22 protein-coding genes, 1 tRNA gene and 1 pseudogene are annotated in these 25,595 nt (G+C 33.0%); 12 read left to right on the top strand and 12 right to left on the bottom strand.

Features of this window, described 5'->3' with window-relative positions:
- Positions 1-1,026 carry a PorP/SprF family type IX secretion system membrane protein gene (locus E0F76_RS09310; protein WP_132004656.1) on the top strand — a complete coding sequence of 342 codons (1,026 nt, stop codon included), beginning with the start codon at positions 1-3 and terminating at the stop codon, positions 1,024-1,026.
- A gap of 27 nt (positions 1,027-1,053) precedes the next feature.
- Here E0F76_RS09310 and E0F76_RS09305 read toward each other — a convergent pair whose 3' ends face one another.
- The 8 genes and pseudogenes from E0F76_RS09305 to E0F76_RS09270 all read right to left on the bottom strand — a co-directional run bounded on the left by E0F76_RS09305 (position 1,054) and on the right by E0F76_RS09270 (position 8,561).
- On the bottom strand, positions 1,054-2,877 hold the full coding sequence (locus E0F76_RS09305; RefSeq protein WP_132004653.1) for a BamA/TamA family outer membrane protein: 1,824 nt from the start codon (positions 2,875-2,877) through the stop codon (positions 1,054-1,056).
- A 145-nt stretch (positions 2,878-3,022) separates the two neighbouring features.
- Positions 3,023-4,117, bottom strand: a complete 1,095-nt coding sequence (locus E0F76_RS09300; RefSeq protein ID WP_132004650.1) for an AI-2E family transporter — start codon at positions 4,115-4,117, stop codon at positions 3,023-3,025.
- A gap of 148 nt (positions 4,118-4,265) precedes the next feature.
- Positions 4,266-4,850: a Maf-like protein gene (locus tag E0F76_RS09295; protein WP_132004647.1), complete on the bottom strand. Its 585-nt coding sequence runs from the start codon at positions 4,848-4,850 to the stop codon at positions 4,266-4,268.
- Entirely contained in the window at positions 4,843-5,769 is a 927-nt protein-coding gene (locus tag E0F76_RS09290; RefSeq protein WP_132004644.1) for a geranylgeranylglycerol-phosphate geranylgeranyltransferase, read from the bottom strand. Before E0F76_RS09290 ends, E0F76_RS09295 begins: the two co-directional genes overlap by 8 nt.
- A 122-nt stretch (positions 5,770-5,891) precedes the next feature.
- Positions 5,892-6,261, bottom strand: a pseudogene (locus E0F76_RS09285) (four helix bundle protein).
- Positions 6,262-6,334: 73 nt separating this feature from the next.
- Positions 6,335-7,048, bottom strand: a complete 714-nt coding sequence (locus tag E0F76_RS09280) for a tRNA threonylcarbamoyladenosine dehydratase (protein WP_132004641.1) — start codon at positions 7,046-7,048, stop codon at positions 6,335-6,337.
- Positions 7,049-7,299: 251 nt separating this feature from the next.
- Positions 7,300-7,959 (bottom strand): TatD family hydrolase, encoded by a 660-nt coding sequence (locus E0F76_RS09275; protein ID WP_132004638.1) that lies wholly within the window; start codon positions 7,957-7,959, stop codon positions 7,300-7,302.
- Complete coding sequence (locus E0F76_RS09270) at positions 7,959-8,561, bottom strand: DUF1684 domain-containing protein (protein WP_132004635.1); 603 nt, start codon at positions 8,559-8,561, stop codon at positions 7,959-7,961. The genes E0F76_RS09275 and E0F76_RS09270 overlap by 1 nt, the downstream gene beginning before the upstream one ends.
- Positions 8,562-9,004: 443 nt before the next feature.
- Between E0F76_RS09270 and E0F76_RS09265 the strand changes: the two genes are divergently transcribed.
- The 5 genes from E0F76_RS09265 (at position 9,005) to E0F76_RS09245 (ending at position 13,158) form a co-directional block, all read left to right on the top strand.
- Positions 9,005-10,222 (top strand): MDR family MFS transporter, encoded by a 1,218-nt coding sequence (locus tag E0F76_RS09265; protein ID WP_132004632.1) that lies wholly within the window; start codon positions 9,005-9,007, stop codon positions 10,220-10,222.
- Positions 10,223-10,356: 134 nt separating this feature from the next.
- The gene (locus E0F76_RS09260; protein WP_132004629.1) at positions 10,357-10,713 is read left to right on the top strand and encodes a BlaI/MecI/CopY family transcriptional regulator; all 357 of its coding nucleotides are present in this window, start codon (positions 10,357-10,359) and stop codon (positions 10,711-10,713) included.
- A 4-nt stretch (positions 10,714-10,717) separates the two neighbouring features.
- Positions 10,718-12,715 (top strand): M56 family metallopeptidase, encoded by a 1,998-nt coding sequence (locus tag E0F76_RS09255; protein WP_132004626.1) that lies wholly within the window; start codon positions 10,718-10,720, stop codon positions 12,713-12,715.
- Between the two features lie 75 nt (positions 12,716-12,790).
- Positions 12,791-12,934, top strand: a complete 144-nt coding sequence (locus E0F76_RS09250; RefSeq protein ID WP_132004623.1) for an SsrA-binding protein — start codon at positions 12,791-12,793, stop codon at positions 12,932-12,934.
- A 150-nt stretch (positions 12,935-13,084) separates the two neighbouring features.
- Positions 13,085-13,158, top strand: a tRNA-Arg gene (locus E0F76_RS09245).
- Between the two features lie 343 nt (positions 13,159-13,501).
- Here E0F76_RS09245 and E0F76_RS09240 read toward each other — a convergent pair.
- Positions 13,502-14,494: a chemotaxis protein CheB gene (locus tag E0F76_RS09240; RefSeq protein ID WP_132004620.1), complete on the bottom strand. Its 993-nt coding sequence runs from the start codon at positions 14,492-14,494 to the stop codon at positions 13,502-13,504.
- Positions 14,495-15,621: 1,127 nt separating this feature from the next.
- Here E0F76_RS09240 and E0F76_RS09235 point away from each other — a divergent pair.
- Positions 15,622-16,191: a pentapeptide repeat-containing protein gene (locus E0F76_RS09235; RefSeq protein ID WP_132004617.1), complete on the top strand. Its 570-nt coding sequence runs from the start codon at positions 15,622-15,624 to the stop codon at positions 16,189-16,191.
- On the opposite strand, the gene E0F76_RS09230 is transcribed toward E0F76_RS09235, so the two are convergent.
- From E0F76_RS09230 to glyA, 3 genes are all read right to left on the bottom strand, one after another.
- A complete protein-coding gene (locus E0F76_RS09230; protein ID WP_132004614.1) occupies positions 16,192-16,689 on the bottom strand; it encodes a GNAT family N-acetyltransferase in 498 nt (165 codons plus the stop codon).
- Positions 16,690-16,691: 2 nt separating this feature from the next.
- On the bottom strand, positions 16,692-17,732 hold the full coding sequence (locus tag E0F76_RS09225) for a GMP reductase (protein ID WP_132004611.1): 1,041 nt from the start codon (positions 17,730-17,732) through the stop codon (positions 16,692-16,694).
- A gap of 154 nt (positions 17,733-17,886) precedes the next feature.
- Positions 17,887-19,161 carry a serine hydroxymethyltransferase gene (gene glyA, locus E0F76_RS09220; RefSeq protein WP_132004608.1) on the bottom strand — a complete coding sequence of 425 codons (1,275 nt, stop codon included), beginning with the start codon at positions 19,159-19,161 and terminating at the stop codon, positions 17,887-17,889.
- 107 nt (positions 19,162-19,268) lie between these two features.
- Here glyA and fahA point away from each other — a divergent pair, with 107 nt between their 5' ends.
- The 5 genes from fahA to E0F76_RS09195 all read left to right on the top strand — a co-directional run bounded on the left by fahA (position 19,269) and on the right by E0F76_RS09195 (position 25,456).
- On the top strand, positions 19,269-20,552 hold the full coding sequence (gene fahA / locus E0F76_RS09215; RefSeq protein ID WP_132004605.1) for a fumarylacetoacetase: 1,284 nt from the start codon (positions 19,269-19,271) through the stop codon (positions 20,550-20,552).
- A 535-nt stretch (positions 20,553-21,087) separates the two neighbouring features.
- Complete coding sequence (locus E0F76_RS09210; RefSeq protein ID WP_132004602.1) at positions 21,088-21,708, top strand: GNAT family N-acetyltransferase; 621 nt, start codon at positions 21,088-21,090, stop codon at positions 21,706-21,708.
- A gap of 147 nt (positions 21,709-21,855) precedes the next feature.
- A complete protein-coding gene (locus E0F76_RS09205) occupies positions 21,856-23,049 on the top strand; it encodes an argininosuccinate synthase (protein WP_132004599.1) in 1,194 nt (397 codons plus the stop codon).
- A 213-nt stretch (positions 23,050-23,262) separates the two neighbouring features.
- The gene (gene argC / locus E0F76_RS09200; RefSeq protein ID WP_132004596.1) at positions 23,263-24,240 is read left to right on the top strand and encodes an N-acetyl-gamma-glutamyl-phosphate reductase; all 978 of its coding nucleotides are present in this window, start codon (positions 23,263-23,265) and stop codon (positions 24,238-24,240) included.
- Between the two features lie 79 nt (positions 24,241-24,319).
- Positions 24,320-25,456: an aspartate aminotransferase family protein gene (locus E0F76_RS09195; protein WP_132004594.1), complete on the top strand. Its 1,137-nt coding sequence runs from the start codon at positions 24,320-24,322 to the stop codon at positions 25,454-25,456.
- The last annotated feature ends 139 nt before the right edge of the window (positions 25,457-25,595 follow it).

Raw genomic sequence — 25,595 nt, 5'->3', positions numbered from 1 at the left:
ATGAAATTAAAACTTGTTTTATATATACTATTGACATCCATAACTTGTATGGAAGTTAAAGCGCAAGACCCCGTTTTTACTCAATTTTTTCTGATTCCAGAATCATTAAATCCTGCATTTACTGGGACTTTAGTGACTGGATATATGGGACTAATTCACCGTTCACAATGGCCCAATGAAAATAGAAGAATAGATACTGAATATGCTTTTATTAATGCTCCAATAGGTCCTGAAAGGGAAATGGGTTTAGGTCTGACAATTTTAAACCAGCGGGAAGTTTTTACTAACTATAATTACGTTCAAGTCAATGGTGTTTATTCGTATAATGTAAATCTAAACAATGAATGGAGATTACGATTAGGAATAGAAGCGGGTTATGGCAACAAAAGTTTTAACTTTAGTAATCTTACATTAGAAGATCAAATCAATAGCAATACCGGATCAATAAGTGGAAGTTCGGCAGATCTACTAGCTTTAAACTATAATAATAAAATTAATTTTTTTGATATTTATTCAGGAATACTTCTTTACAATGATACATCCTGGTTTGGTGCTTCTTTAAAGCACTTAAACACACCCAATATTGCTTTTACTGATAATGCAAACGTGCCACTGGATATGTTTTTAAGTATTCATAGTGGGTATTCCTTAAGTCTAGAGAATAGCAATTTAGGTTTATTTCCTGATCAGACGAATGTATTACTAACTGCCAATTACATGCGACAAGCGCAATACAACAGATTGGATTTGGGTACCGCCATAGCATTAAACCCTTTAATCTTAGGCGTTATCGCAGCAACTAATCTGGAAGGAAAAACCAATAATAGTCATGTATTAACCTCTTTAAATCTTTTTGGAACGATACAACTTGATCGTTTCGTTTTTGGCTATTCTTATGATGTTTCTACATCAAAGTTAGGAAATACTCGCGGTGTACACGAGCTTTCCCTGACTTGGCAAATAGGTAGAGAATGCGCGAGTTGTGATAATTATTTAGTAAAAAAACCTTGGGGTAGAAATTATTAAAGAGCTGTATCTTTTAATTATAAAATTTTATTTATAAATAACGGTTCTAGGTTTATCTAAACCAAATTCTTGAAACCCAAAATCAGAGGTGTTAAAAGAATTTGTTTTGAAAATATTATTACCATTTCCTGGAATTGATGGATAAAACGAAAGTGAAATCTGGAACGATCGAAATACTAAATAGTCATTTGCAATAATAAATCCAATGCCTATTTTTGAATACGCTTTACTTTTCATTAATCCTCTTGATTCATCTCCAAGCATTGCAATAGTATAATTAAAATACGGATTAAGTCGAAATCCAAATAGATTCCAAGTAGAATAGGCTTGCGTTTGAAACGTCAACACCATTTTTTGGGTACCATAAACTGCACTTTTAAACCCTTGAATTCCATATCTCTCATTTATAGAAAGTTGATCCCCAATTGAATTTTGCCGATTGATTCCAATAAGCAATTGTGGCTTAACAAACTGTCTTAGTTTCCAATCTCCCAAATCTATTAATTTAGAGAAATAATTAGCCTGAAAAGAAAAAGCAGTTTGCGTTGTCTTTGATTGATTAAAGAAAGTTCCCAACTCAAAATTAGTACTCAAAAAACCCCAACTATAATAATCCCCAAAGGAAACGCGACCACCTAAATAGAATTTACCAACATCATTTTTGTATTGATAACCACTAGTTATGCCTACAATTTTGCCTATTGGAACATCTTCGGTAGCTCCATTTCTAAAAATATACCTATCCTCCACAAACTTTCGCATCGAAATTCCAATACCTGTTAAAACAAATTGTTCTGACGAATAAAAATCGATGGGATCATAATCAATTATAGGACTATCAAGATATTTTACGTGCAAATATCGGCCAGTAACGATAAGATTAGTAATTCTGTCATTTCCCGAATTTCCTTTAAAAATAGTAAATGCCCGTCCGCCCCAAAGGTCTTGTGAGGTATATTTGAAACTTTGTTTAGCGTAAACCAAATTTGCATCAGAAAGTGAATCGATTTTAAATTGATGATCCAAATTAATCCCGCCAGCCCATTTTGCAAAATACGAATAAAAAGGGCGTTCAATATTGATGCTTTTACCTTGATTATCATCTATATCATTAAAATAATTCAATTTTGTTTGAACGAATGTATTTTTAATATTTGGCACGATATATTCTAGATCATATCCTTTTTTTCCATCACTGAATCTTTGTTTATACTTACTGTTAAACGTATGTCCGGTTCCAAAAAAATTGCGTTCAATCAGATTTAAATTAGTTTGAGAATTCGAAAGAGAAACTTTAGGAATCATACTCCAAGAGTCTAAAACACGTATAAAAACATCAACTGAATCTGCATTTCTTGCAATTAATTTCGTTTCAATTGCAACTCTGTTGATATAATTTTGAGCCCTTAACAAACGAATCGATTCCTTTACCAATAAGGAATTAAAAGGTTTATTTTCTGTAATTAGCAGTGAATTTCGAATGGCAAAATTTTTGGTTTTATTATGGATGAAATTACCGTTTTTTTCTGCCCAATTTCGCGGTTTTTGGGTGGTATCAATCTCAGAATAACCAAAAGGATCAAGAGTTACAATATTGATGTTTCTGATAATTTTACCTTCTAACTTGGAGTAATTTATAGCAACAATTTTTTTAGCTTTTCTTTTTCTTGTATAAATTGGTCTAAAAAGCAACTTATGCATGAATTTTGTAAACTTATTTTTTTTAGAATAGATTTGAATATCCTTATATACTTCTAAACTATCTTTCTTTGGCACAATTACTTGTGAAAATGAAGAATGAAAGCAAAGTAATAGGAAAACAAGAATGATATTTTTTTGTTTTTGAAACATCAAAAAAGAGTATTATTTGCTTTTAATAAAATTAAACCGAAAATGATAGTAAACATAGTCTCAAACTTACTTTTTGAAGACTTGTTTATTGTCAATTGTGGATTAAAAAAGTAAATTTATTACTTTTTTATATAATATCAATGCATTACTGCAGTGATTTATTAGTTCTCCATTTGAAAGCCTTTGGTAAATTGTCTCCCATTAAATATCCCCAAGGCTCCGCTGTATCAATTTTATCGAAAACAATCTTTATAATGGCTAAAACTGGGATTGCCAAAAACATTCCGGCAATTCCTCCTATTTGCCCACCAATGATAATTCCTATTATGGATACAAAAGCATTTATTTTCACTTTTGTATTTATGATTAAAGGAACCAGAATATTATTATCAATTAATTGAACAAAAACATTTACGACAATAACTCCAACTATCAGCGATACTTCAGGAGTACCTGTCAAAGAAGATAATACTGTCAAAACCCCAGCAATTAAAATTCCCAAATAGGGAATTAGATTTAGAATTCCTGTTATAATTCCAAGTAATATAAAGTATTTTACTCCAATAAAAAAAAGACCAATACTTGTTAAAATTGAAACAGCAATCATTTCGAAAATCAATCCCGAAATATAACTTTGAATAGATCCTTTTATTTGGCGTAGGATTTCCTGCAGCTTAGTATGGTATTCTTTTTTGAATAATTTAGCAAGGAACACCATAAAATGAGTTCTATATAAAAGAATTAAAAAAGTATAAATTGGAATTAAAGTCAAATCCAAAATAGCATTTGCAAAAGATAATAAAGTGGTGCCAATTGTCTCTTTTCCCTTTTTAAAAGAATCTTGAGTTACATCTTCAATATATTTTCGCTGATCCCACAAACTTATATTAAAATTGGACCTAATATAATGCTGAATATCAATTATAAATATATTTATATTCTTTCTAATAACGGCAAAGTCCTTTCCTATATCGCTGATTTCATAAGATAGAAAGGCTAGGATTCCTATAATTACTGTTAAAAAAAGAATTATGGCAATTGTAGCCGACAAACCATTTGGCAATCTTAATTTCGAATTTAAAAAATCAACAATTGGCAGTATTAAAACAGCAATCATAAATGCCATTAATATTGGGATTAAGACACTTTTTCCCATATATAGAATGTAAGTTATACCAATCATACTGATTACCATAAAAGTAAGTCTAATATAAAAAGGGAATTTAATTGTGCTCATCATATCATTTTGCTATTAAAAATCACCGCATAATCGTTATGATTACATCCTATTTAACAGGCAAATATGACAGTTATTTAGGTAGTAATTGTTATAGGATTTTCATTATTATTTATATAATTACTACATTCAAAGGGCAGCTATAAATTAGTTAGGGTAAATTACTTAAATATTCAAATACTTTATCAGTAGGCATTCCCATAACATTGGCATAAGAACCTTCAATTTTTGAAACACCTATAAAACCTATCCATTCCTGAATACCATACGCTCCTGCTTTGTCGAATGGCTTGTAATTTTCGATATAATAATGAATGGCTTCATCGTTTAAATTATTGAATGTTACTTTGGTCACTTCATAAAGCACTGTGGATTCCGTAATGGTTTTAAAACAAACCGATGTAATTACTTCGTGAGTAGCATTCGATAATGATTTTAGAATTGCAAAAGCATCTTGTGCGTCTTTTGGTTTCCCCAAAGGCTTGTTGTTGTGCCAAACAATAGTGTCACTGGTAATTAGGATTTCATTTTCTTTTAACTCACCCTCAAAAGCACTGGCTTTCAATACAGCTAAATAGTTGGTAATTTCTGCTGCTTTTAATTCTGGTGGAAATATTTCTTCGATTTCTTTTAGTCTGATTTCAAAATCCAAGTCTAAATCCTTGAAAAATTGCTGGCGTCTCGGCGACCCCGACGCTAAAATCAACGTGTATTTTTGTAATTTATCTTTAAGCATTGTATTTTATATTGAGGTTAATTACTAGAATCGAAAGTATTCCAAAAAACAAAATCCATTTTAAAACAGTACTCAAATGATGATACTCTTTTTTATTGTTTGCGGACCAAATTTTTATTGTAAAATAAATTAAGGGTGCCAAAATAAAAATGATTCCGTATAATGTCCCGTAGAACAAATTAAAGGCAAACAAGTTAGTATTGATATAATTCACAACTAAAATTAAAGGAATAAAACTCGATCCAAAAACAACTTTTGCCGTTTTCGCTGTTCCTAAAACGATAGGCAAGGTATTCATTCCTTGATTTCGATCCCCTTCAACATCTTCTAAATCCTTGAGTATTTCCCGAATGAAATTGATAATAAATGCAAAAATGGCATAATCTAACAGAATCCCAAAAAGCAATCCCATAATAGGCCTGTTTCCCTCAAAAGTTACGGGATACAAATCAAATAAGCCAATGATAATAACACTAAAAAACAACATTAAAGCCACTATAATATTCCCTATAAGGAAACTTTGCTTTAAGCTCGAGGCGTATAAATAAAGTGTGACCGCAATTATAATAAAAGTCGACGCAAAACTGGGTTTTTCAATCACATTTGACAAATAAAATCCAATCGCAACACCAACAATCGTAAATCCTATGTACAGATTATATCCTAGAGTTTCGGAAATAGTCTTGCCAATAATTACTTTTTCAGGTTTATTTATTTTATCCGTTTCAACATCAAAAATATTATTGATGATGTAACCGCCAGCAGCAATGCAGCAAGTTGCCAGAACCAATAATCCAAATTGCCAATCGGCCAAAGCCAAAGAGACGTTTTGTAATTTCAAGAAACCATACCTAAAAACGAGCTGCATGAATGCCAGCATTAGTAAATTTTGGTAGCGAATGAGTTTGAGGTAATTCATTTTTTATTTGCTTTAAAAAAGTGGTCACTGATCAGTGTTCGGTGTTCAGTTGTTGGATTAAATAAGTGATGTTTTTTTTATTTCTGAAGTGCCGTTTACTGATCACTGAATACGGATCATTATCAACCGCTTACTCCCAATTTTTGAGGATTTAAAATCATATAATTAATTAATTTTCCAACTTCATTACTTTCATTTAATAATTCGTTATAAATAATGTCATTTATATAATTGCATTTGAATGAAAATTCAAGCCACACTTGAGTTTCAGAATTTTCAGCATCCGAATCTATTAATTTACTGTGGAAATTTTTAGGATAAACTCTTTTTCGATATGCTTCAGCAATGTTGGCAGGAACACTTCTTGAGGAACGTCTAATTTGATCTGTCAAAGAATACATTTCTTCTTTTGGAAAAGTTTTTGTTATTTCAAAAATTCGCATTGCCAACGAAAATGATTTTTTGATACGCTAATAAGTCTTGAAATCTCATGTTTCTATTTTTTTTATAAATTCATTGATCACTGATCACTGATTACTGAACACTGATCACTGATCACTGATCACTACTTCTTAAGCAAATATCGAATCACCGTTTCAGCAGCGTATAAACCAAATAATCCCGGCATATAACTGTTTGTTCCGTAAAAAGATTTCTTATAATTCGAGCCATCGGTCATTTTTAAACTGGCTTCATCTTGAATTTCAGATGAAAAAACCACTTTCAATTTATCAATTTTCACGGCTTTTAAACGACGACGAATCGTTTTAGCAAGAAAACAATTCACCGTATTGGTGATATCAGCTACCTTCACTTTTGAAGCTTCCATCTTTCCTCCTGCTCCCATTGATGATATAATTTTGACTCTTTTACGTTTGGCAGCGATAATCAAATTTAGTTTTGGTGTGATACTATCGATGCAATCCAAAACATAATCAAATTCATCTGATACTACTTCCAGAGCACGTTCTGGAGACAAAAACTCTTCAATTCGTGTCAACTTCAATTCTGGATTGATATCCATTAATCGATCTCCAACAATAGTTACTTTAGCTTGTCCCACGGTCGAATGCAAAGCAGGTAACTGTCGGTTAATATTCGTAATATCCACAACGTCACCATCAACAATAGTCATCGTTCCTACTCCGGCTCTCGCCAAAAATTCAGCAGCAAATGAGCCAACACCGCCCAATCCAACAACTAAAACATTGGCATTTCTTAATTTTTCTAATCCTTCGGCTTTAAATAATAGTTCTGCTCTTTCTGTCCACTCTTTCATTTTTGCTTAGCGTTTTTGTTTTATTATTTTGATCTTTTTTCAATGTCGTTTCCTTACTAGTTTATTCGTCACTTAGATTTTGAGTCGTAATGCAACAGCTTTACTATTTTAAATGTATCGAGAAGTTCTTAAATTACGTCATTCTCAATACATTTTATTAAAAAAAGCTATCGTATTTTTTCAATAAAACACTCGAACAAATGAGCTAAGGCTACTATTTCATTTACTAAAGAAACAACATCGATTCCTTTTTATAAATTTGTTTTACTTTCAAAAACCGCATTATAGTTTTTATTTACAATTTCTTGTAATTCCTTTACTGATATATTTTTATATTTCGCTGCCAAGGCATACACTTCTTGAATTCCCTCATCAATAGTATCCGTTTCCAAGAAGATCCGATAGTTTGGAATATTTTTAAAAACCGATTCTAATTCTGGGTTTCGCAATAAATTTTTACCAAACGAAAAATAAAAACCAGCCTCAATCAATTGCTTGGCGAGTTCATTTTTTTTTGAAAAACCGTGGATGATTATTGGAACTGTAATATTCAATTTTTTCTTACTTTGAATGAGTTCCTGAAAAGCAGCAACACAATGAATCACAACTGGTTTTCGGTATTTTTCGGCCAAAACCAATTGTTTTTCGAAAACATATTGTTGTTCTTCAAAAGGTGTTTCGCTGCGTTTATCCAATCCACATTCACCCAAAGCCAAACATTCTGGCAAGGCTAATTTCTCCTCGAGAATTTGAAAATCGGATTCTAATCGATTTTTATTGATGAACAAAGGATGAATTCCAATGGAATAATTTGGAATAGATGCATCAAATTCCTGTGGATATTGATTGACTAATTCCAAAACATCTGCTTGATTTGAGAATTGATGTGTATGTGTATTAAAATAGTTCATTAGTTGTGAAATTGCTTTACTCCGGCTTTTACCTCAATATTCAAGTCATTTTCCAAGGGTACTTTTGGACAAGAATACTTATGATTATAGGCGCAATATGGATTGTATGATGTATTAAAATCGATAACGATTGTATCTGCTATTGGAGTTGTTAAATCGATATATTTTCCGCCAATGTAGCTTTCATTTCCCGAAGTTAAATCTGAAAAAGGCAAAAACAAGTAGTCTTTATATTCTTCTTTCCTTGAAAGTTCAATGTTTTTATAAATGTTTAATTGGAATGATTTCCCATCAATCGAAAAATGAGCTTCGCCATATTTCACATACATCGGTTTTCTGTCTGTTGATGTTTTCATTTCAAATGGTTTCTCTTTCTTTGTTCTAACGAATTTTGCGATAACAAAGAATTTTTTATTTATTGGATAAAAATCCAAAGTCTTGAATGCAGCCAAATCTTCTGGAGTTAAGGGACTCGTTTTAGCATCAGCAAATTCACTATTTATTTTCTTTTGGAATTTTTCAACAGCAGCAACATCGAATTTTTCTTGGCCAAAGCCAAAATTCAATATGGACAAAAAAACTAAAGTTAGTAGCGTTCTCATTTTTATATTTTAGCAAAAATAGTTTAAAAGTTATAAAGCAACAAAGTTAATAGTTGGAAATCAGAGTTTCTGTTTAGCAGCAGTTAGCCCAGATAGTAGTGAAAATCCTTTTGAAAATAATGCGTATTTTTCTTGTTGTTGCAGAACGACCAACGGAAGTTCCTGCAATAAGGTAGAAAAAAAGCAATTATTGAAAAAGATTTGAAACGAATAGCTGGAAAAAGCTCCTTATACCCAAATTCCGCATTAGAAATCTACGACACCCAAATTTTTCTTCAAAACCAAGTATTTACTCCTTTTTTTAAAATTGAAATACAATGTATTCCTTCTTTAACAAAAGTCCTTGCGCACTTGTTTTTATTGAATAATTCAGTTTCATAACGAAGTCTAATGCGGAATCTGGGTTAAAAACGTTGTAGATTTGCAAAACAGAAAATCATCTCATGTTAAAAACCGCGCTTCATCGCTATGTCAATAATTTCAGGGGTTTTAGACGTGAAATATGGATTCTTGCTCTAATCACATTTATCAATAGAGCGGGCACGATGGTTTTGCCTTTTTTATCAAAATATTTAAAAGAAAATTTGCATTTCTCCTATAGTCAAGTGGGCTGGATTATGGTTGCTTTTGGCATTGGATCGATGCTTGGTTCTTGGCTAGGAGGAAAATTATCCGATAAAATTGGGTTTTATAAAATAATGGTTTTCAGTCTTTTTACCAGTGGAATGTTATTTTTTATATTGCAATACATTACATCATTTTGGGGATTGTGTTTTGGAATATTTACCATTATGGCGGTTTCGGATATGTTTCGACCAGCTATATATGTTTCGCTGGGTGTTTATGCAAAACCCGAAAATAGGGTTCGAGCATTGTCACTTATTCGCTTGTCGGTGAATTTGGGATTTGCTACTGGACCAGTGCTTGGAGGTTTAATTATTCTGGGAGTTGGTTACCAAGGATTGTTTTGGATTGACGGCAGCACCTGCATATTGGCCATTATAATTTTTGCTTTGTCTGTGAAAGAAAAGAAAAAAGTAGCAGAAATCTCTAGGCTTTCCGAATTAGAAATCCAAACAAAATCGGTTTTCACAGACAAAACCTTTTGGGTTTTTCTATTTATAAGTTTCACTACGGCGATGTTGTTTTTTCAAATTTTCACCACTTTACCCCTATATCATAACGAAAAATTTGGCTTATCTGAATTTGAAACTGGACTGCTGATTTCCATAAACGGAATTTTAATTTTTATGTTCGAAATGCCAATTGTGAGTGCATTGGAACGCAAAAAAACGAATAGGGTTAAAATCATCTTTTGGGGAATTGTTCTTATGGCTAGCAGTTTTTTTATTTTATTGTTAAATACTTGGGTTGGTATATTAGTAATTGGAATGCTATTCATCACTTTTGGCGAAATATTTGCCTTTCCATTTTCGAATGCTTTTGCGATAGGAAGAGCACCAAAAGGACAAGAAGGGCGCTATATGGCTTTGTATGCTATGAGTTTTAGTTTGGCACATATCGTGAGTTCCAAGCTAGGACTTGAAATTATTGGCCATTTTGGTTATACCGCAAACTGGCTTTTAATGGGAACCTTAGGATGTGTCGCCTTATTATTTTGCGTTTGGTTGCAACGATTACTACAAGCAGAAATCAAATAAATTCCTATAAAAAACTTTCATTATTCTTCTGAAAACTTAATTTTAGTTAAATAACTACAAATATAGTTGTATAACTAGAATTATAGTTATAAGTTTGTTTATCGATTAAAACAGTATTACTAAACAAATTTGATATGCAAAAGCTGACTAACAAAGAAGAGGAAATTATGCAAATTATATGGAAGCTAAAAAAGGCTTTTGTAAAAGAAGTCATGGCAGAAATAACTGAAGATCAACCGCATTACAACACCCTATCAACAATTATTAGAAATCTGGAAGAGAAAGGTTTTGTATCTTACAATGCTTTTGGTAAAACCCACCAATACTTCCCCATTGTAAAAAAGGAGGAGTATCGAAAGCGGTTTATGAACTCTGCAATTGACACCTATTTTGATAGTTCCTATAAAAATATGGTTTCGTTTTTTGCTAAAGAAGAAAAAATTTCAGCCGAAGAATTACGTGAGATTTTAGCGATGATCGAAAAAAAATAATAGTATGGAAACACTACTTATTTATAGCCTCAAATCCAATGGATTAATTGGCATGTTTTTTTTAGCGTATTATATTTTATTGCGAAAAGAAACTTTTTTCAATAGCAATCGTTGGTTTTTATTATTGGGATTAATCACCTCGGTAGTATTGCCTTTGGTCGTTTTCACAAAAACGGTCTGGGTAAAGCCGATCCCAAATAATTTTGATTGGTCAAAAATTCCAGTGGCAACTCCAGTTGTAAATGAAACTTTAGAAATCAATTGGTATTTAATTTTAGCTATTCTTTATTTGATCGGAATTGTGCTTTTGACTCTAAAATTCGTTTTTGATTTTCGTAGTTTACATCAAGTTTTAAAAGGTAAAACAATCCAACATCAGGCCGACTATAAATTGCTTGACGTTACTAAAAACGTGGCTCCTTTCACTTATTTTAATTATATCGTGTATAATTCTTCACTGTACAGTGCAGCAGAATTAGCCAATATATTAGAACACGAAAAAGTACATAGCACACAAAATCATACTGTTGATGTTCTTATTTCTAGACTGTTTTGTATTGCATTTTGGTTCAATCCATTTATGTGGTTGTATAAAAAAGCGATAATTCAAAATCTGGAATTCATTGCAGACAGTGAAGCATCTAAAAACATTGCCGACAAAAAAGCGTACCAATTGACGCTTTTAAAAATAACAACGCAACAAAATTGTGTTGCCATTACCAATCATTTTTTTCAATCATTAATCAAAAAACGAATCGTTATGTTAAACAAAAATCAATCAAAAAAGAGGAATTATTGGAAGTACGTCGCAGTTTTACCTGCATTAATTGCCTTTGTTTTTTTATATCAAATTAGAATTGTGGCTCAAGAGAAAGAATCAACACCAATTGAAAAAAAACAACCAAACGATAAAATATCAGAAATTCTTATCACTAAAAACACAACGGATGAAGAATTAAAAAATTATTGTGAAAAACTAAAAAAATCATACAACATTGATTTATCATTTTTTAATATTAAAAGAAATACTAACGGTGAAATCATCAATATCGAAAGTAAAAACAAAAATAAAAACGGTAAAGGAAGTTGTATTCAATCTGGAAATCCAATAAAACCATTTAAATTCTTTTACGATATAGACAATCAAGTAATTGGATATGTTTCAATGGATGATGTTGCTAACTTATCAAAAGGAAAAGAAATTTATATTAATGGTAAAAAGTCTACTGAAGAAGAATTAGCAAAAATTAACCCCAATGCTATTAAATCTATAGCTGTCAATAAAGAGAAGAACAAGCCATCCATTGAAATCGATACAGAAAACAGCTTAAAACGTGTAAAAATTACTGACAAAGACATTTATATTGATGGTGTAAAATCGACTAATGATGAATTTTCGAAATTGGATAAAAATACCATTGACAAAGTGGATGTCAATACTTTTAAAAATACAGTCAGAATTACAACAAAAGACGAAAAACCAATTATTATTCTCAATGGCACTCAAACTGTTTCTAATTTTAAAATAGATGATATTCCTATAGATCAAATAGTAAGTGTAAATGTACTGAAAGATAAATTTGCTGAAGACAAATATGGAGATAAAGGAAAAAATGGTGTCATTGAAATTACAACAAAAGAAACAAATGATGATAACTCAAAAGAATTACAAGAAATCAAAGTTGTAGGATACGGAGCAAAACAAGGTAAGGAAGTAAATGGATGGAAAATTAGCGCAATGCCAAATAACAATCGAAATACGATTGAAATGATTAAAGAAGATAAAAATATTGACTATAAAAAGGCAATTATCATTATAGATGGAAAACTGAGCAATTTTACGGAAATTGATAAATTAAATCCAAAGGAAATAACTCGTGTACTTAATCATAAAATATCAGAAGGTTCGCAAAAAGAAAAAGATGCAGCTGTACAAAAATTTGGTAATAAGGCACTAAATGGAATCATTGAGATTGAAACAAAAGGTTTTTCAAAAAATTAAATTTAGATTGAAAACATCACAAAAGACGGTTCCTCATCAAGACCGTCTTTTTTTATATCTTTGAAAAAAACAGCTATGTTTAAAATTATTGCCCAAATAAACAAAGTATTCCTGCCAAGTTTCACCAAAAAAAGGTTGGATTTAGCCAAAGCCACAAAATGGCAATTGGCAATTATTGGCTATCGTTATTATATAACTACAAGAGCATTAGATTCTTAATTTCAGATTTGAGATTTGAGATTTGAGATTTGAAAAAAAATCGATATAATTTCGCGTTTAGGTTTGCACGATTGCAAAAATTACCTATATTTGCACCCGCAAACGCGTTCACTGAAAACCTATGAAAATAGAAATTAAGTGAAGTATAAAGGCCTTGTGGCGCAACTGAATAGCGCACTTGATTACGGCTCAAGAGGTTACTGGTTTGAATCCAGTCAAGGTCACAAAATAAAACCCTAAACACTTAAAAATGTTTAGGGTTTTGCTTTTTTATAGTTCTTCTGAAATAGATTATCTTTTGACATTAAATCGGATAATGTTTATAGTAGGCTTTCTTTTGGCTCGTCAATAGCTAATTCCCTTTGGGATCTTCCAATCAAAAAAATATTTCAAATTCTGGTTGTAATTCTTGTGATTGTTTGGCTAATAAAAGTGATTGGTCTTTTCGGTAATTTGATGAATGTACATCTTTAAAAAATCATGATAAAGTATTTAGATAAACTTTGTAAGTACTCAGTCTTTAAAAAACAATAATCCCATATTAAAATTGGTTTTTATATCAAAAAATCATACAGGAGAATCACTAATATTTGATTTATCATCAGTCAATAAAACGGCCCTGATTCTGTCAATATGCACCTGTGACATTTTAGCCCTTTCGTTGGCAGACGCAGCAACAGCTCCTTTTTGTTCCTTAGCGATAGTAGTCAGAAGATTTTTCCTTTCTTCAAACATTCGTAAGGCAGTCCACATAGTTTCTTCTATCTTCTTGGTTTGCTCCGCCAATAATACCTCCGCCGTATAGGCATGGCCCGTATGGCATCGATATCGCAAACCAGGCCCTTTGTTCATTTTCCATAAAACTCCACCACAGCCCGGGCAGTTGAACGGCACTTGCTCTCCGAGTGAGTTGACCGAAGGCAGATCGCTCAATACACGCTCGGCTATCTTAACCTCTTTTAATATATCCACAGGAATTGCCGGTTGCTTTTTCGGTTTTCTAGTCATCAGAGTTGAAAGAACACCTCCTATTTCTACTATCGGTATACAAAAATCAGGCTTCATTTGGTTCAATGCATTTTTAGGCATGTCGGGATAATCTGCATCTGATGGATCCTGAATTATGCTAGTACCGCCGCACTTTTGGATGGCAATCAGTCCTGCAGTTCCGTCATCAAGATTTCCGGATAAAAGTATTCCTACGGTCCTGTTCCCAAAACAAGCTGCTGCCGACCTGAATAAAGGGTCAATTGCAGGACGTGAACGGTTTTCCTGCGCACCCTTGGAGACAACCAAACGACCTTTCTTTTCAATCATCAGGTGATGATCGGAAGGTGCTAGATAAATATGACCGGCCTGAATAATTCCCCCCTGTTTGGCATGAATACATTTTAATTTCCCAATTTTATTTAATTTTTTCAGCAAAACTTCTCCTGTAGCATCGGCAGAGATATGTTGAACAATCAATAAAGGAGCAGGAAAATCTTCAGGAAGCTGCTCAACCAGCGCTACAAGCGATTTCATTCCGCCTGCGGACGTACCAACAACGACTATATACATATTTTTTTCGGAATTGATTTCATATTTTAAAATTACGCAAAAAAACCCAATTGCGATTAAAAACGAAATCTATATATTTAGATTTCCCAATCTTAATTTTATTGACAACAAGATCATTCATTATTTAATTGCTAAATTTAGTGTTAAATCCTCATAAAATGGTTTGTATGTGTCCTATAAAAGTAACGACAAATGCAGTTTTTTTTTACTTTTCATGCCTCTTATATCATAAATTGACTTTCGCCACTAAATGTGTGAATAATACAACTCCTTTTTAAAATTATGTAATGCTTTTTGAAATGAATGAAATACATTTGTTTAACTTCTAGATCATTTTTTAGGCGAGTGCTCAACGTTCAAAAAATATTTAAAGTAGAAAAATCATGAGTCGAAAAAATCACGAAATGCTATTGAAAAGCAAACTTCAAGCGCGGTATTAATTGCAGATTTCCACTCAAGACACAATAAATAAAATATTTGCGCATTTGTAACATATCAGCTTTTCTATTTTTTTTTTAAATTAACATCTGGAATCATATATCTATACTTCAGCAAAAAATGGGAAATGGCTTTTCAAATGGCTACTTTAATAAGTTTCTTTCTGATTTGACAGGTTGGCGAAATGGCATCAAGAACATAGAGGTTTTCCAACTTTCCGTCTATGACCAACGAAAAGGTACACGAGCTCGATACCCATTAATCAGAAGAAGCTATTTAAGGTTTACCAAAAAACAGGTCAAACTCATAAAAAACCATTTTTTTTTAGGGATTGCATAGAAAACATGTCGTCCTGAGAAGGTAACAAACCCAAACTCATGAATTGCTACAAACAATAGTAGTCCTATAGAGCATTATTTAGGTCCCAAAGGGACATTCTGTTAATAGAGAATTAAATATGCCAATTAATAAGCTCCAGCGGGACGACCTATTTGTAAAATTAACGTTATTAATTATTAGGCTTTTAATGCATTTGACTTGGGAAATGTATCAAAAGTGTTTAGTTTTGAACTAAATTTGTGACCAATATATTCTATGTTAACAAATTCAATCCACTTACTATGGTTACATCTATTAAAAATTTAAAAAGTACATCGCAGATTTGAATGTGCAAATCTAAAAAATAAAAAATGCCAGATTATTTCCTTCAAGTCGAATACAACAACCTCACTTACAGTGAACAGGAACTCAATTTACAAGAATTTGAAGGCTGTAATTTCAACCATTGTGATTTTTCGGAATGCAATTTTATTGGCGTAGTTTTTATTGATTGTACTTTTAATGATTGTATTTTTAGTGGCGCAAAAATCAATCATGTCGCTTTAAGAACTGTATTTTTTAATCATTGCAAAATAGAAGACGTCAATTTTTCGATGTGCGACAAGCTCATTTTTGAAATTCATTTCAAAGAATGCATCTTGGATTTCTCCAAATTTTACACCCTGAAAATTAAAGGAACAAGCTTTGTGGATTGTAGCATCATTGCTGTTGACTTTATGAGCACCGATTTAACTGAAGTGGTTTTCGATAATTGCGATTTGTACCGTTCTGAATTTGGCAAAGCCAATGCCAATAAAGCCAATTTTAAAACCAGTTACAACTACACCATCGACCCTACGAAAACCAAAATCAAAAAAGCTGTTTTCTCTCTTGGTGAAGTAAAAGGATTGTTATTCAAACATGATCTTGTTATTTCATAATTATATTTTCTTTTCCATCTTATAATCTTCCATTAAAAATCCGTTACCGATTTCTATATCTTCTTCTGCGATAATCTCAAATCCATTTTTTTTATAAAAAATAACTGCTTTGTTATATCTGTTTACATTTAACGAAAGTGAAGTGGATTTTTTTTCTTGCGCAAAATTCACAACAGCATCAACTAAGAGTTTTCCAACGCCTCTCCCTTGAATAGAAGGCAAAATGTATAACTTATGAATCCGAGTTGTCTCTTTATTTAAATAATGATGTTCGAATGACGCAAAGCCAAGACAAATATCATTTTCTTTGGCTAGTATAAAATGATGCTCTTTGTTAATTATACTTTCTTTCAATACAGAATCGGAATACATTTGGTTCAACATATAATCCAATTGTGTTTTGGATAAAATATCACGATAAGCAACAGGCCATGTTTCTTTTGCAATTGCCTGAATAGTTTCAATATCAACGACAGTAGCTTTATAAATTACTATCATACTTATTTTGTATATACCGTATTTTCCTGTTCTGAAACTCTAATAAAAGTAGTTCTTTTGGTCAATTCTTTTAATCGCGATGCACCTACATACGTACATGCACTGCGCAAACCGCCAAGAATATCTTTTAATGTAGCTGCAACTGAACCTCTATAAGGTACTTGCACAGTTTTACCTTCACTTGCTCTGTATTCAGCAACGCCACCCACGTGTTTATCCATTGCTGTTGTAGAACTCATTCCATAAAACTGTTTAAATTGCTTTCCTTGTATTTCGATTAATTCACCACCACTTTCAGTATGCCCAGCTAACATTCCACCTAACATCACAAAATCGGCTCCTGCACCAAAGGCTTTTGCTACATCGCCAGGAGTCGAACAGCCTCCATCACTAATAATATGTCCACCCAATCCATGAGCAGCATCAGCACATTCAATTATAGCAGACAGTTGAGGATAACCCACACCTGTTTTTATTCTAGTAGTACAAACAGAACCAGGTCCAATCCCTACCTTAATAATATCAGCTCCAGCTAATAATAATTCTTCGACCATTTCACCAGTAACCACATTGCCCGCTATTATGACTTTATCGGGATATTGCTTACGGGTTTCTTGTACAAAATTCACAAAATGCTCCGAATATCCGTTAGCGACATCAATACAAATGAATTTTAACAAAGGATTATTTTTGAATATTTCAGCTAATTTAATCGAATCGTTTTTTCCCGTTCCTGTACTAATCGCAATATAATCATACACTTCTGGGGAAATAGTAGCTAAAAAATCATTCCATTCTTGAACGGAATAATGTTTATGAATTGCTGTAAAAAGTTTCTCTTTAGCTAAAACTTCTGCCATAGAAAATGTTCCAACCGTATCCATGTTTGCCGCTATTATTGGCACTCCTTCCCAGACGGTATTGCTATGCAAAAATTTGAATTCTCTTTCTAATGACACCTGAGAACGACTTTTTAATATTGATCTTTTGGGCCGAATCATCACATCCTTGAACCCTAATTTCATTTCTGTTTCTATTCTCATCTTTAACTGATTTATAGTACATATGTACTATTCCAAAATTACGAAATAAAGCGGAATTATTATTTGAATTGAATAGGTATAAACAAAAATTTCACTAATCTGTATCATTTTATGATACAAACTAGTGAAATATAAATTTGAAATATTGTTTATTTTAGAAAACGAAAATAGCTCTTTCGCCCATCATTTCGTTAACTTCAGCAGCTACAGCTTCGATAACAGCTTCATTAGTATGATCTACCAATACTCTATCGATTAAAGCAACAATAGTTTCCATGTCTTCTTCAACAAGCCCACGTGTGGTTATTGCTGCAGTTCCAACACGAATTCCAGAAGTTACAAATGGTGATTTATCATCAAAAGGCACCATGTTTTTATTCACTGTAATTTCAGCTTTTACTAATGCATTTTCAGCTTCTTTACCAGAAATTCCTTTGTTTCGCAAATCAATCAACATCATGTGATTGTCTGTTCCTCCAGAAATGATATTGTATCCTCTTTTTACAAAAGCATCTGCCATAGCATTTGCATTTTTTTGCAATTGCATTGCATATGTGAAAAATTCATCTTGCAATGCTTCACCAAAAGCTACTGCTTTAGCAGCGATAATATGCATTAATGGACCTCCTTGATTACCAGGAAACACCGCTAAATCTAATAATGAAGACATCATTCTGATTTCACCTTTTGGAGTAGTTAATCCCATTGTGTTTGGGAAATCTTTACCCATCAAAATCAAACCACCGCGTGGTCCACGTAAAGTTTTGTGAGTTGTTGTAGTTACAATATGACAATGAGGAATTGGATCATTCATCAAACCTTTGGCGATAAGCCCAGCAGGATGAGAAATATCAGCTAATAAAATAGCTCCAACACTATCAGCAATTACTCTAAAACGCTCAAAATCCATATCACGAGAATAGGCCGAAGCTCCTGCAATGATTAGTTTAGGTTGTTCTTTTGTTGCAATTTCTTGAATTTTATCATAATTCAATCGTCCTGTTTCTTTATCAACTCCGTAAAAAGTTGGATTATAGATTCGTCCTGAAAAGTTCACTGGAGAACCGTGAGTCAAGTGACCACCATGCGATAAATCGAATCCTAAGATTTTATCTCCTGGTTTCAAACATGCATGAAAAACGGATGAGTTTGCTTGTGAACCAGAGTGTGGTTGCACATTAGCATAAGCAGCACCAAATAATTCTTTAGCTCTATCGATAGCAATTTGTTCCACAATATCAACTACTTCGCAACCGCCGTAGTATCTCTTGCCAGGGTAACCCTCGGCATATTTATTGGTTAAAACAGAACCAGCTGCTTCCATTACTTCATCACTTACAAAATTCTCAGAAGCTATAAGCTCTAATCCATGAATTTGTCTGTCTTGTTCCTCTATAATAAGGTCAAAAATTTGTTCGTCGCGTTGCATTTCTTTGATTTAAGTTAATTTGTGGCAAAAATACAAAAAAACGTTTGGTAAACAGTTAGATTATAATATATTTGATATATAATTTTCAACAAAAAAATTAACAGATTATGCTAATATCAGCAAACAATATAGACAGAAAATCCTGGATTAATGTCCCCGAAAACAGTGACTTCCCCATTCAGAATATACCATTTGGTGTTTTTATAACAAAAGATGATGTGATCACTATAGGGACCCGAATAGGTGATTGCGCTATAGATATGGGAGCTTTACAACAGTTAAATTACTTTGAAGGCATCGATTTGACTGATGATATTTTCATGCAAGACACCTTGAATGATTTTATTTCAGATGGAAAAAAAACTTGGAGATTAGTCAGAAATAGATTGGCTGAATTGTTTGATGAAACTAATGCAAAACTTAGAGATAATAAAATACACCGTGATCGAATTATATATGAACTAGAACATATTGAAATGCAATTACCTGTATTAATTGGTGATTACACTGATTTTTATTCCAGTAAAGAACATGCCACCAACCTAGGTAAAATATTTAATTTACCAGAAAATGTTATTCCGATTAATTGGTGTCACATGCCTGTAGGTTATCATGGAAGAAGTTCCTCTATAATTCCTTCCGGCATTGCCATTCACAGACCTATGGGACAAACTTTACCAGAGGATGAAATACCTCCTGTTTTTGGACCTTCAAGAATGGTTGATTTTGAATTAGAAACTGCATTTATTACAACTGATGTAAATGTTAGGGGAGAAAACATTCCTGTAAATGAAGCCGAAGACTATATTTTCGGTATGGTTTTATTGAATGATTGGAGCGCTCGCGATATTCAAAAATGGGAATCCTGGCCACTCGGTCCCTTTTTGGCTAAAAACTTTGCCTCCTCAATCTCGCCATGGATTGTAACCATGGATGCGTTGGAACCTTTTAGAACTAAAGGTCCAAATCAAAATCCTGCTCCACTTCCTTATTTACAATCCAAAGGAAAAAATAATTTTGACATTCACTTAGAAGTTGCCATACAACCTGAAAAAGGAGAAGCAACTATTGTATCTAAATCCAATTTTAAGCACATCTATTGGTCGATGAGCCAACAATTAGCACATCACACTTCAAATGGATGTCGCGTAAATTCAGGAGATATGATGGGTTCTGGGACGATTTCAGGCCCAACACCTGATAGTTATGGTTCCATGTTAGAATTAACCTGGGGAGGAAAAAAACCAATAAAATTACTAGATGGTTCCGAACGTAAATTTATTAACGATGGAGATATTGTAACCATCAAAGGCTTTTGTAAAAACAACGGTGTTAGAATTGGATTCGGCGAAGTCTCCACTAAATTGCTACCGCCTTTTGTAAGAAAATAATTATTTTACAACTATTAATGATCCGACATTTGATAAAAGTGTCGGATTTTTCTTTTGAAGAATAAATAGTGTAGTTTAATGATGAAAAATAGTTAATAAAAAAGCTATTTAAAAGCACTTCCAGTGTGTTTTTTTCAATAGCTGTTTTCCATAAAAATCCAACATTACTTTTTAATTTTGTTACAAAATAAAAACAATAAAAACATCATTATTTAATAAAAAAGTGTAATTTTGCACCAATGAATAACATAAGTTTACATATAACTTCTTTCTCACGGATAATCGGACCTGCTACTTCTCCCGAAGTACGGATGCTATAATTATAGTTTCCAAAAAATGTCTTTTTATTTTTATTCATTTTTCATTTTTCTCATTTTGAAATCATTAACATTTAACTTTGGATTTTTCAATCCTAAAAATAATAGTATTTTTAGCGGTTTCTTGTTTACTGCTTTTTGTGGAAAATTTAAAAATAAAAATGCCTTTTCAAATAGTAATAAAAGTATAATTAACAACAAAAATAGCAACTTTTAATATGAATATTTCTATCGTTGTAACTCAAGAAGAACACTATAAATACGCGCAAGAAATTTGCGATACCATAGAATCATCTGCCCTTTTGAGAGGTACAGGAATTGCCAAAAGAACTCCTGAATACATTCAAAAAAAGATGGAAAAAAAAGATGCAGTTATTGCATTAGACAAAGGAAAATTTGCTGGTTTTTGCTATATCGAAAGTTGGCAAGACAGCAACTATGTCGCACATTCAGGACTCATAGTACATCCCGATTATAGAAACTTAGGATTAGCAAAAAAAATAAAGTCCTTTGTTTTTGATTACTCTCTCAAAAAATACCCAAATGCAAAAGTATTTGGAATCACAACCGGTTTAGCGGTCATGAAAATAAATTCTGATTTAGGATATAAACCAGTCCCTTTTTCTGAATTAACCACCGACCCTAGTTTTTGGAATGGTTGTAAAACTTGCACTAATTACGAAATTCTAAAAAGCAAAGACAATAAAATGTGTTTGTGCACAGGAATGCTTTACGACCCTAAAGAAAAACCAAAAGACCCTCCAAAACACCCATTCAACGTGCGTATTTGGAACCGTCTAAAAGAAATTAAAGCAGCACTTTTCTTAGAAAAGAAATAATCCCCTCCCCAACCCTCCCAGAAGGGAAGGGTGTAAAGAGGAGAACAAATAATAAATTAATAAAAAACACAATAATTAAAAATCCCCTTTGCCTGTAACGGCTTCCCCTCTTTGGAGGGGTTGGGGGAGGAAAAAAAAACAATGATTATGAAAAAAGTTGTATTAGCTTATAGTGGAGGTTTAGACACCTCATATTGCCTTAAATATCTAAAAAATGAAAAAGGGTATGAAGTTCACACCGTTTTAATTAATACAGGAGGTTTTGACGACGAAGAATTAAAAGCCATCGAAGACAGAGCCTACGATTTAGGAAGCGCACAACACGCTAGCCTAACTATTCTTGATAAATATTACGACAAAGCCATCAAATATTTAATTTATGGTAACGTATTAAAAAATAACACTTACCCACTTTCTGTAAGTGCAGAAAGAGTTTTTCAAGCGATTGAAGCTATAAAATATGCTAAATCGGTTGGCGCAACAGCTATCGCACACGGAAGTACTGGTGCTGGAAACGATCAAATCCGTTTTGACTTAATTTTCCAAACTATCGCTCCTGAAATCGAAATCATCACTCCTATTCGTGACTTGAAATTATCTCGTCAAGAAGAAGTAGATTATTTGGCTAAAAATGGAGTGCATTATTCATGGGAAAAAGCGCAATATTCCATCAACAAAGGACTTTGGGGAACAAGTGTTGGAGGAAAAGAAACCTTAACATCAAGCAAACCATTGCCAAGTGAAGCGTACCCTTCGCAATTGACAAAAGAAGGTACGGAAAAAGTAACCTTAGAATTTAAAAAAGGGGAATTGATTGCTGTAAATGGAGCGGCCGACAAACCTTCCAACAATATTGTAGTTCTTGAAAAATTAGCCAGCGCATATGCAATTGGTAGAGACATTCACGTTGGGGATACCATTATCGGAATTAAAGGAAGAGTTGGATTTGAAGCTGCTGCTCCGCTAATTATTATCAAAGCACACCATTTATTAGAGAAACACACACTTGGTAAATGGCAACAATATTGGAAAGAACAACTAGGAAACTGGTACGGAATGTTGTTTCATGAAGGACAATTTTTGGATCCTGTAATGAGAAATATCGAAACGTTCTTGGAAGACACTCAAAAAACAGTAAACGGAACGGTAACAGTTTCTTTGAAACCATACCACTTTTCATTAGACGGAATCGAATCTCCAAATGATTTAATGAACACTGGTTTTGGACAATATGGCGAAATGAACAATGCTTGGACCTCAGATGATGCCAAAGGGTTTATCAAGATTTTGGGTAATGCCCAAAACATATTTTCATCTGTAAATAATGAAACGTACGAGTAACATATTAGTTATCCGTTGAATTAATTGTATTAGGGCGTGTCCCTCCGTAAAAACTACGGGTCGGGCTATTCGCTGTATCTTTTGTTCCGCTATCGCTTCACAAAAGGATGCCGCTACTATCCCTCATGCAAAATAGTATGTAAGACAGATTTGACAACTTTCTAAAAGTTGTCAAATCTAACAACATCACATAAAAATTAAAAAAAATAAATTATGATTTCAATAGGTATAATAGGCGGTTCAGGTTACACGGCAGGAGAATTAATTAGAATTCTAATGTTTCATCCTAATGCACAATTGGATTTTATATACAGCACCACCAACGCCGGAAAACCACTTTCGATTGCGCACCACGATTTGATGGGCGACATCGAAATGAATTTTACCGACACTATTAATCCAAATGTTGATGTGCTTTTCTTGTGTTTAGGTCACGGAAAATCGATTTCGTTTTTAGAAAATAACAAATTTTCCGATGCTACAAAAATCATCGATTTAGGAAATGATTTCAGATTGATCAAAGACAAGGAGTTTAACGGAAAATCCTTCGTTTACGGTTTGCCAGAAATCAACAAAACTGCGATAAAAAGCGCCAATTATATCGCTAATCCTGGTTGTTTTGCTACCGCAATACAATTGGCATTATTGCCTTTGGCTTCACATGGATTATTGAATGATGATGTACACATTAATGCCACAACAGGAAGTACAGGAGCAGGAGTAAGTCTATCCCCTACCTCTCATTTTAGCTGGAGAAACAACAATATGTCGCATTACAAAGCTTTCAATCACCAACATTTGGGCGAAATCAACCAAAGCGTGAATCAGCTGCAAGCAGATTTTAACGACGAATTGATTTTTGTTCCCAACAGAGGCAATTTTACTAGAGGGATTTTTGCTACTTTATATACAACTACAGAAGAAAGCCTAGAAGATTTGGTCGTCAAATACGAAGCTTTTTATGCAGACCAACCATTTGTAACCGTTACCACTACCGACATTAATATGAAACAAGTAGTACAAACGAACAAATGTATTATTAGTTTAATGAAAAAAGGACGGCGGGTTTTGATTACATCTGTAATTGACAATTTAGTCAAAGGAGCCTCTGGTCAAGCCGTTCAAAACATGAACTTAATGTTTGGATTGGAAGAAACGACAGGCTTGCATCTGAAACCATCTGGATTTTAAAAAAGTTTAATCGGTGAATCGGTGAATCGGTGAATCGATTAACCGAATAAGCGTTTAAACAATTAAACAAAAAAACAAAATGAACTTATTTGACGTTTACCCATTATACCCTATTACACCTGTAAAAGCATTAGATTGCACCATTACAGACGATAAAGGAATCGAATATTTAGATTTGTACTCTGGTCACGGAGTAATTTCTATCGGACACACTCAACCAGATTATGTGGCCAAAGTGAAAGCACAATTGGACAATTTGAGTTTTTACTCGAATGCAATTCAGAACCCATTACAAGTAGAATTAGCCCAAAAATTAGGAAAAGCTTCTGGCTTGACTGATTTCAACTTATTTCTATGTAGTTCTGGAGCCGAAGCCAATGAAAACGCTTTGAAAGTAGCGTCTTTTCATACCAATAAATCAAGAGTAATTGCTTTTGATAATTCGTTTCACGGTAGAACTTCGGCGGCAGTTGCTGCTACTGATAATAAAAAAATTGTAGCACCAATCAACGCCCAACAAGTAGTTACCTTCTTACCATTGAACCAAATTGATTTGGTAGAAGCGGAATTGAAAAAAGGAGACGTTTGTGCTGTAATCATCGAGCCTATTCAAGGAGTTGGTGGTTTGGACCAAGGAACAACTGATTTTTTTCAAGCCTTAGAAAAAGTATGTGCTGAGAATGAAGTAGTATTAATTTTAGACGAAGTACAATCGGGTTATGGAAGAAGCGGAAAGTTTTTTGCACATCAACACCATGGAATCAATCCTGATATTGTAACCACTGCAAAAGGAATGGGGAATGGCTTCCCAATTGGAGGCGTTTTGATTTCGCCTAAATTCAAAGCGAGTTATGGCCTATTAGGTACAACTTTTGGCGGAAGCCATTTGGCTTGTGCTGCGGGTATTGCCGTTTTAGACGTGATGGAAGCTAAAAACCTAATTGAAAATACAAACAAAGTATCGGAATACTTTTTTGAAGCAATCAAAGTTATTCCTGAAATCATTAAGGTAAAAGGAAAAGGACTGATGCTCGGCGTTGAATTTGATTTTGACGTAAGTGCTTTGAGAAAGAAAATGATTATCGAAAAACATATTTTCACAGGTGGAGCCAACAATAAAAATTTATTGAGAATTTTACCTCCATTGACTATTACAACTGCTGCAATTGATACTTTTGTAGTGGCATTGCAAGAAAGCTTAGCAGAATTAAAATAATGATTAAAACATTTATAATATAGTTTTTTAACCATTTAAGGCATTTAAGGACACATAAGTTCTTCTTTCAACTAGCTTAAATAAACTTATATGCCTTATATGGTTGAAATTTTAAATTTATATTTTGTTACCAAATAAT

It is taken from the genome of Flavobacterium cellulosilyticum (assembly GCF_004349355.1).
Classification (GTDB): domain Bacteria; phylum Bacteroidota; class Bacteroidia; order Flavobacteriales; family Flavobacteriaceae; genus Flavobacterium; species Flavobacterium cellulosilyticum.
Note: the sequence above shows the minus strand (reverse complement) of the source record. Positions and strands in the feature narration are given on the sequence as shown.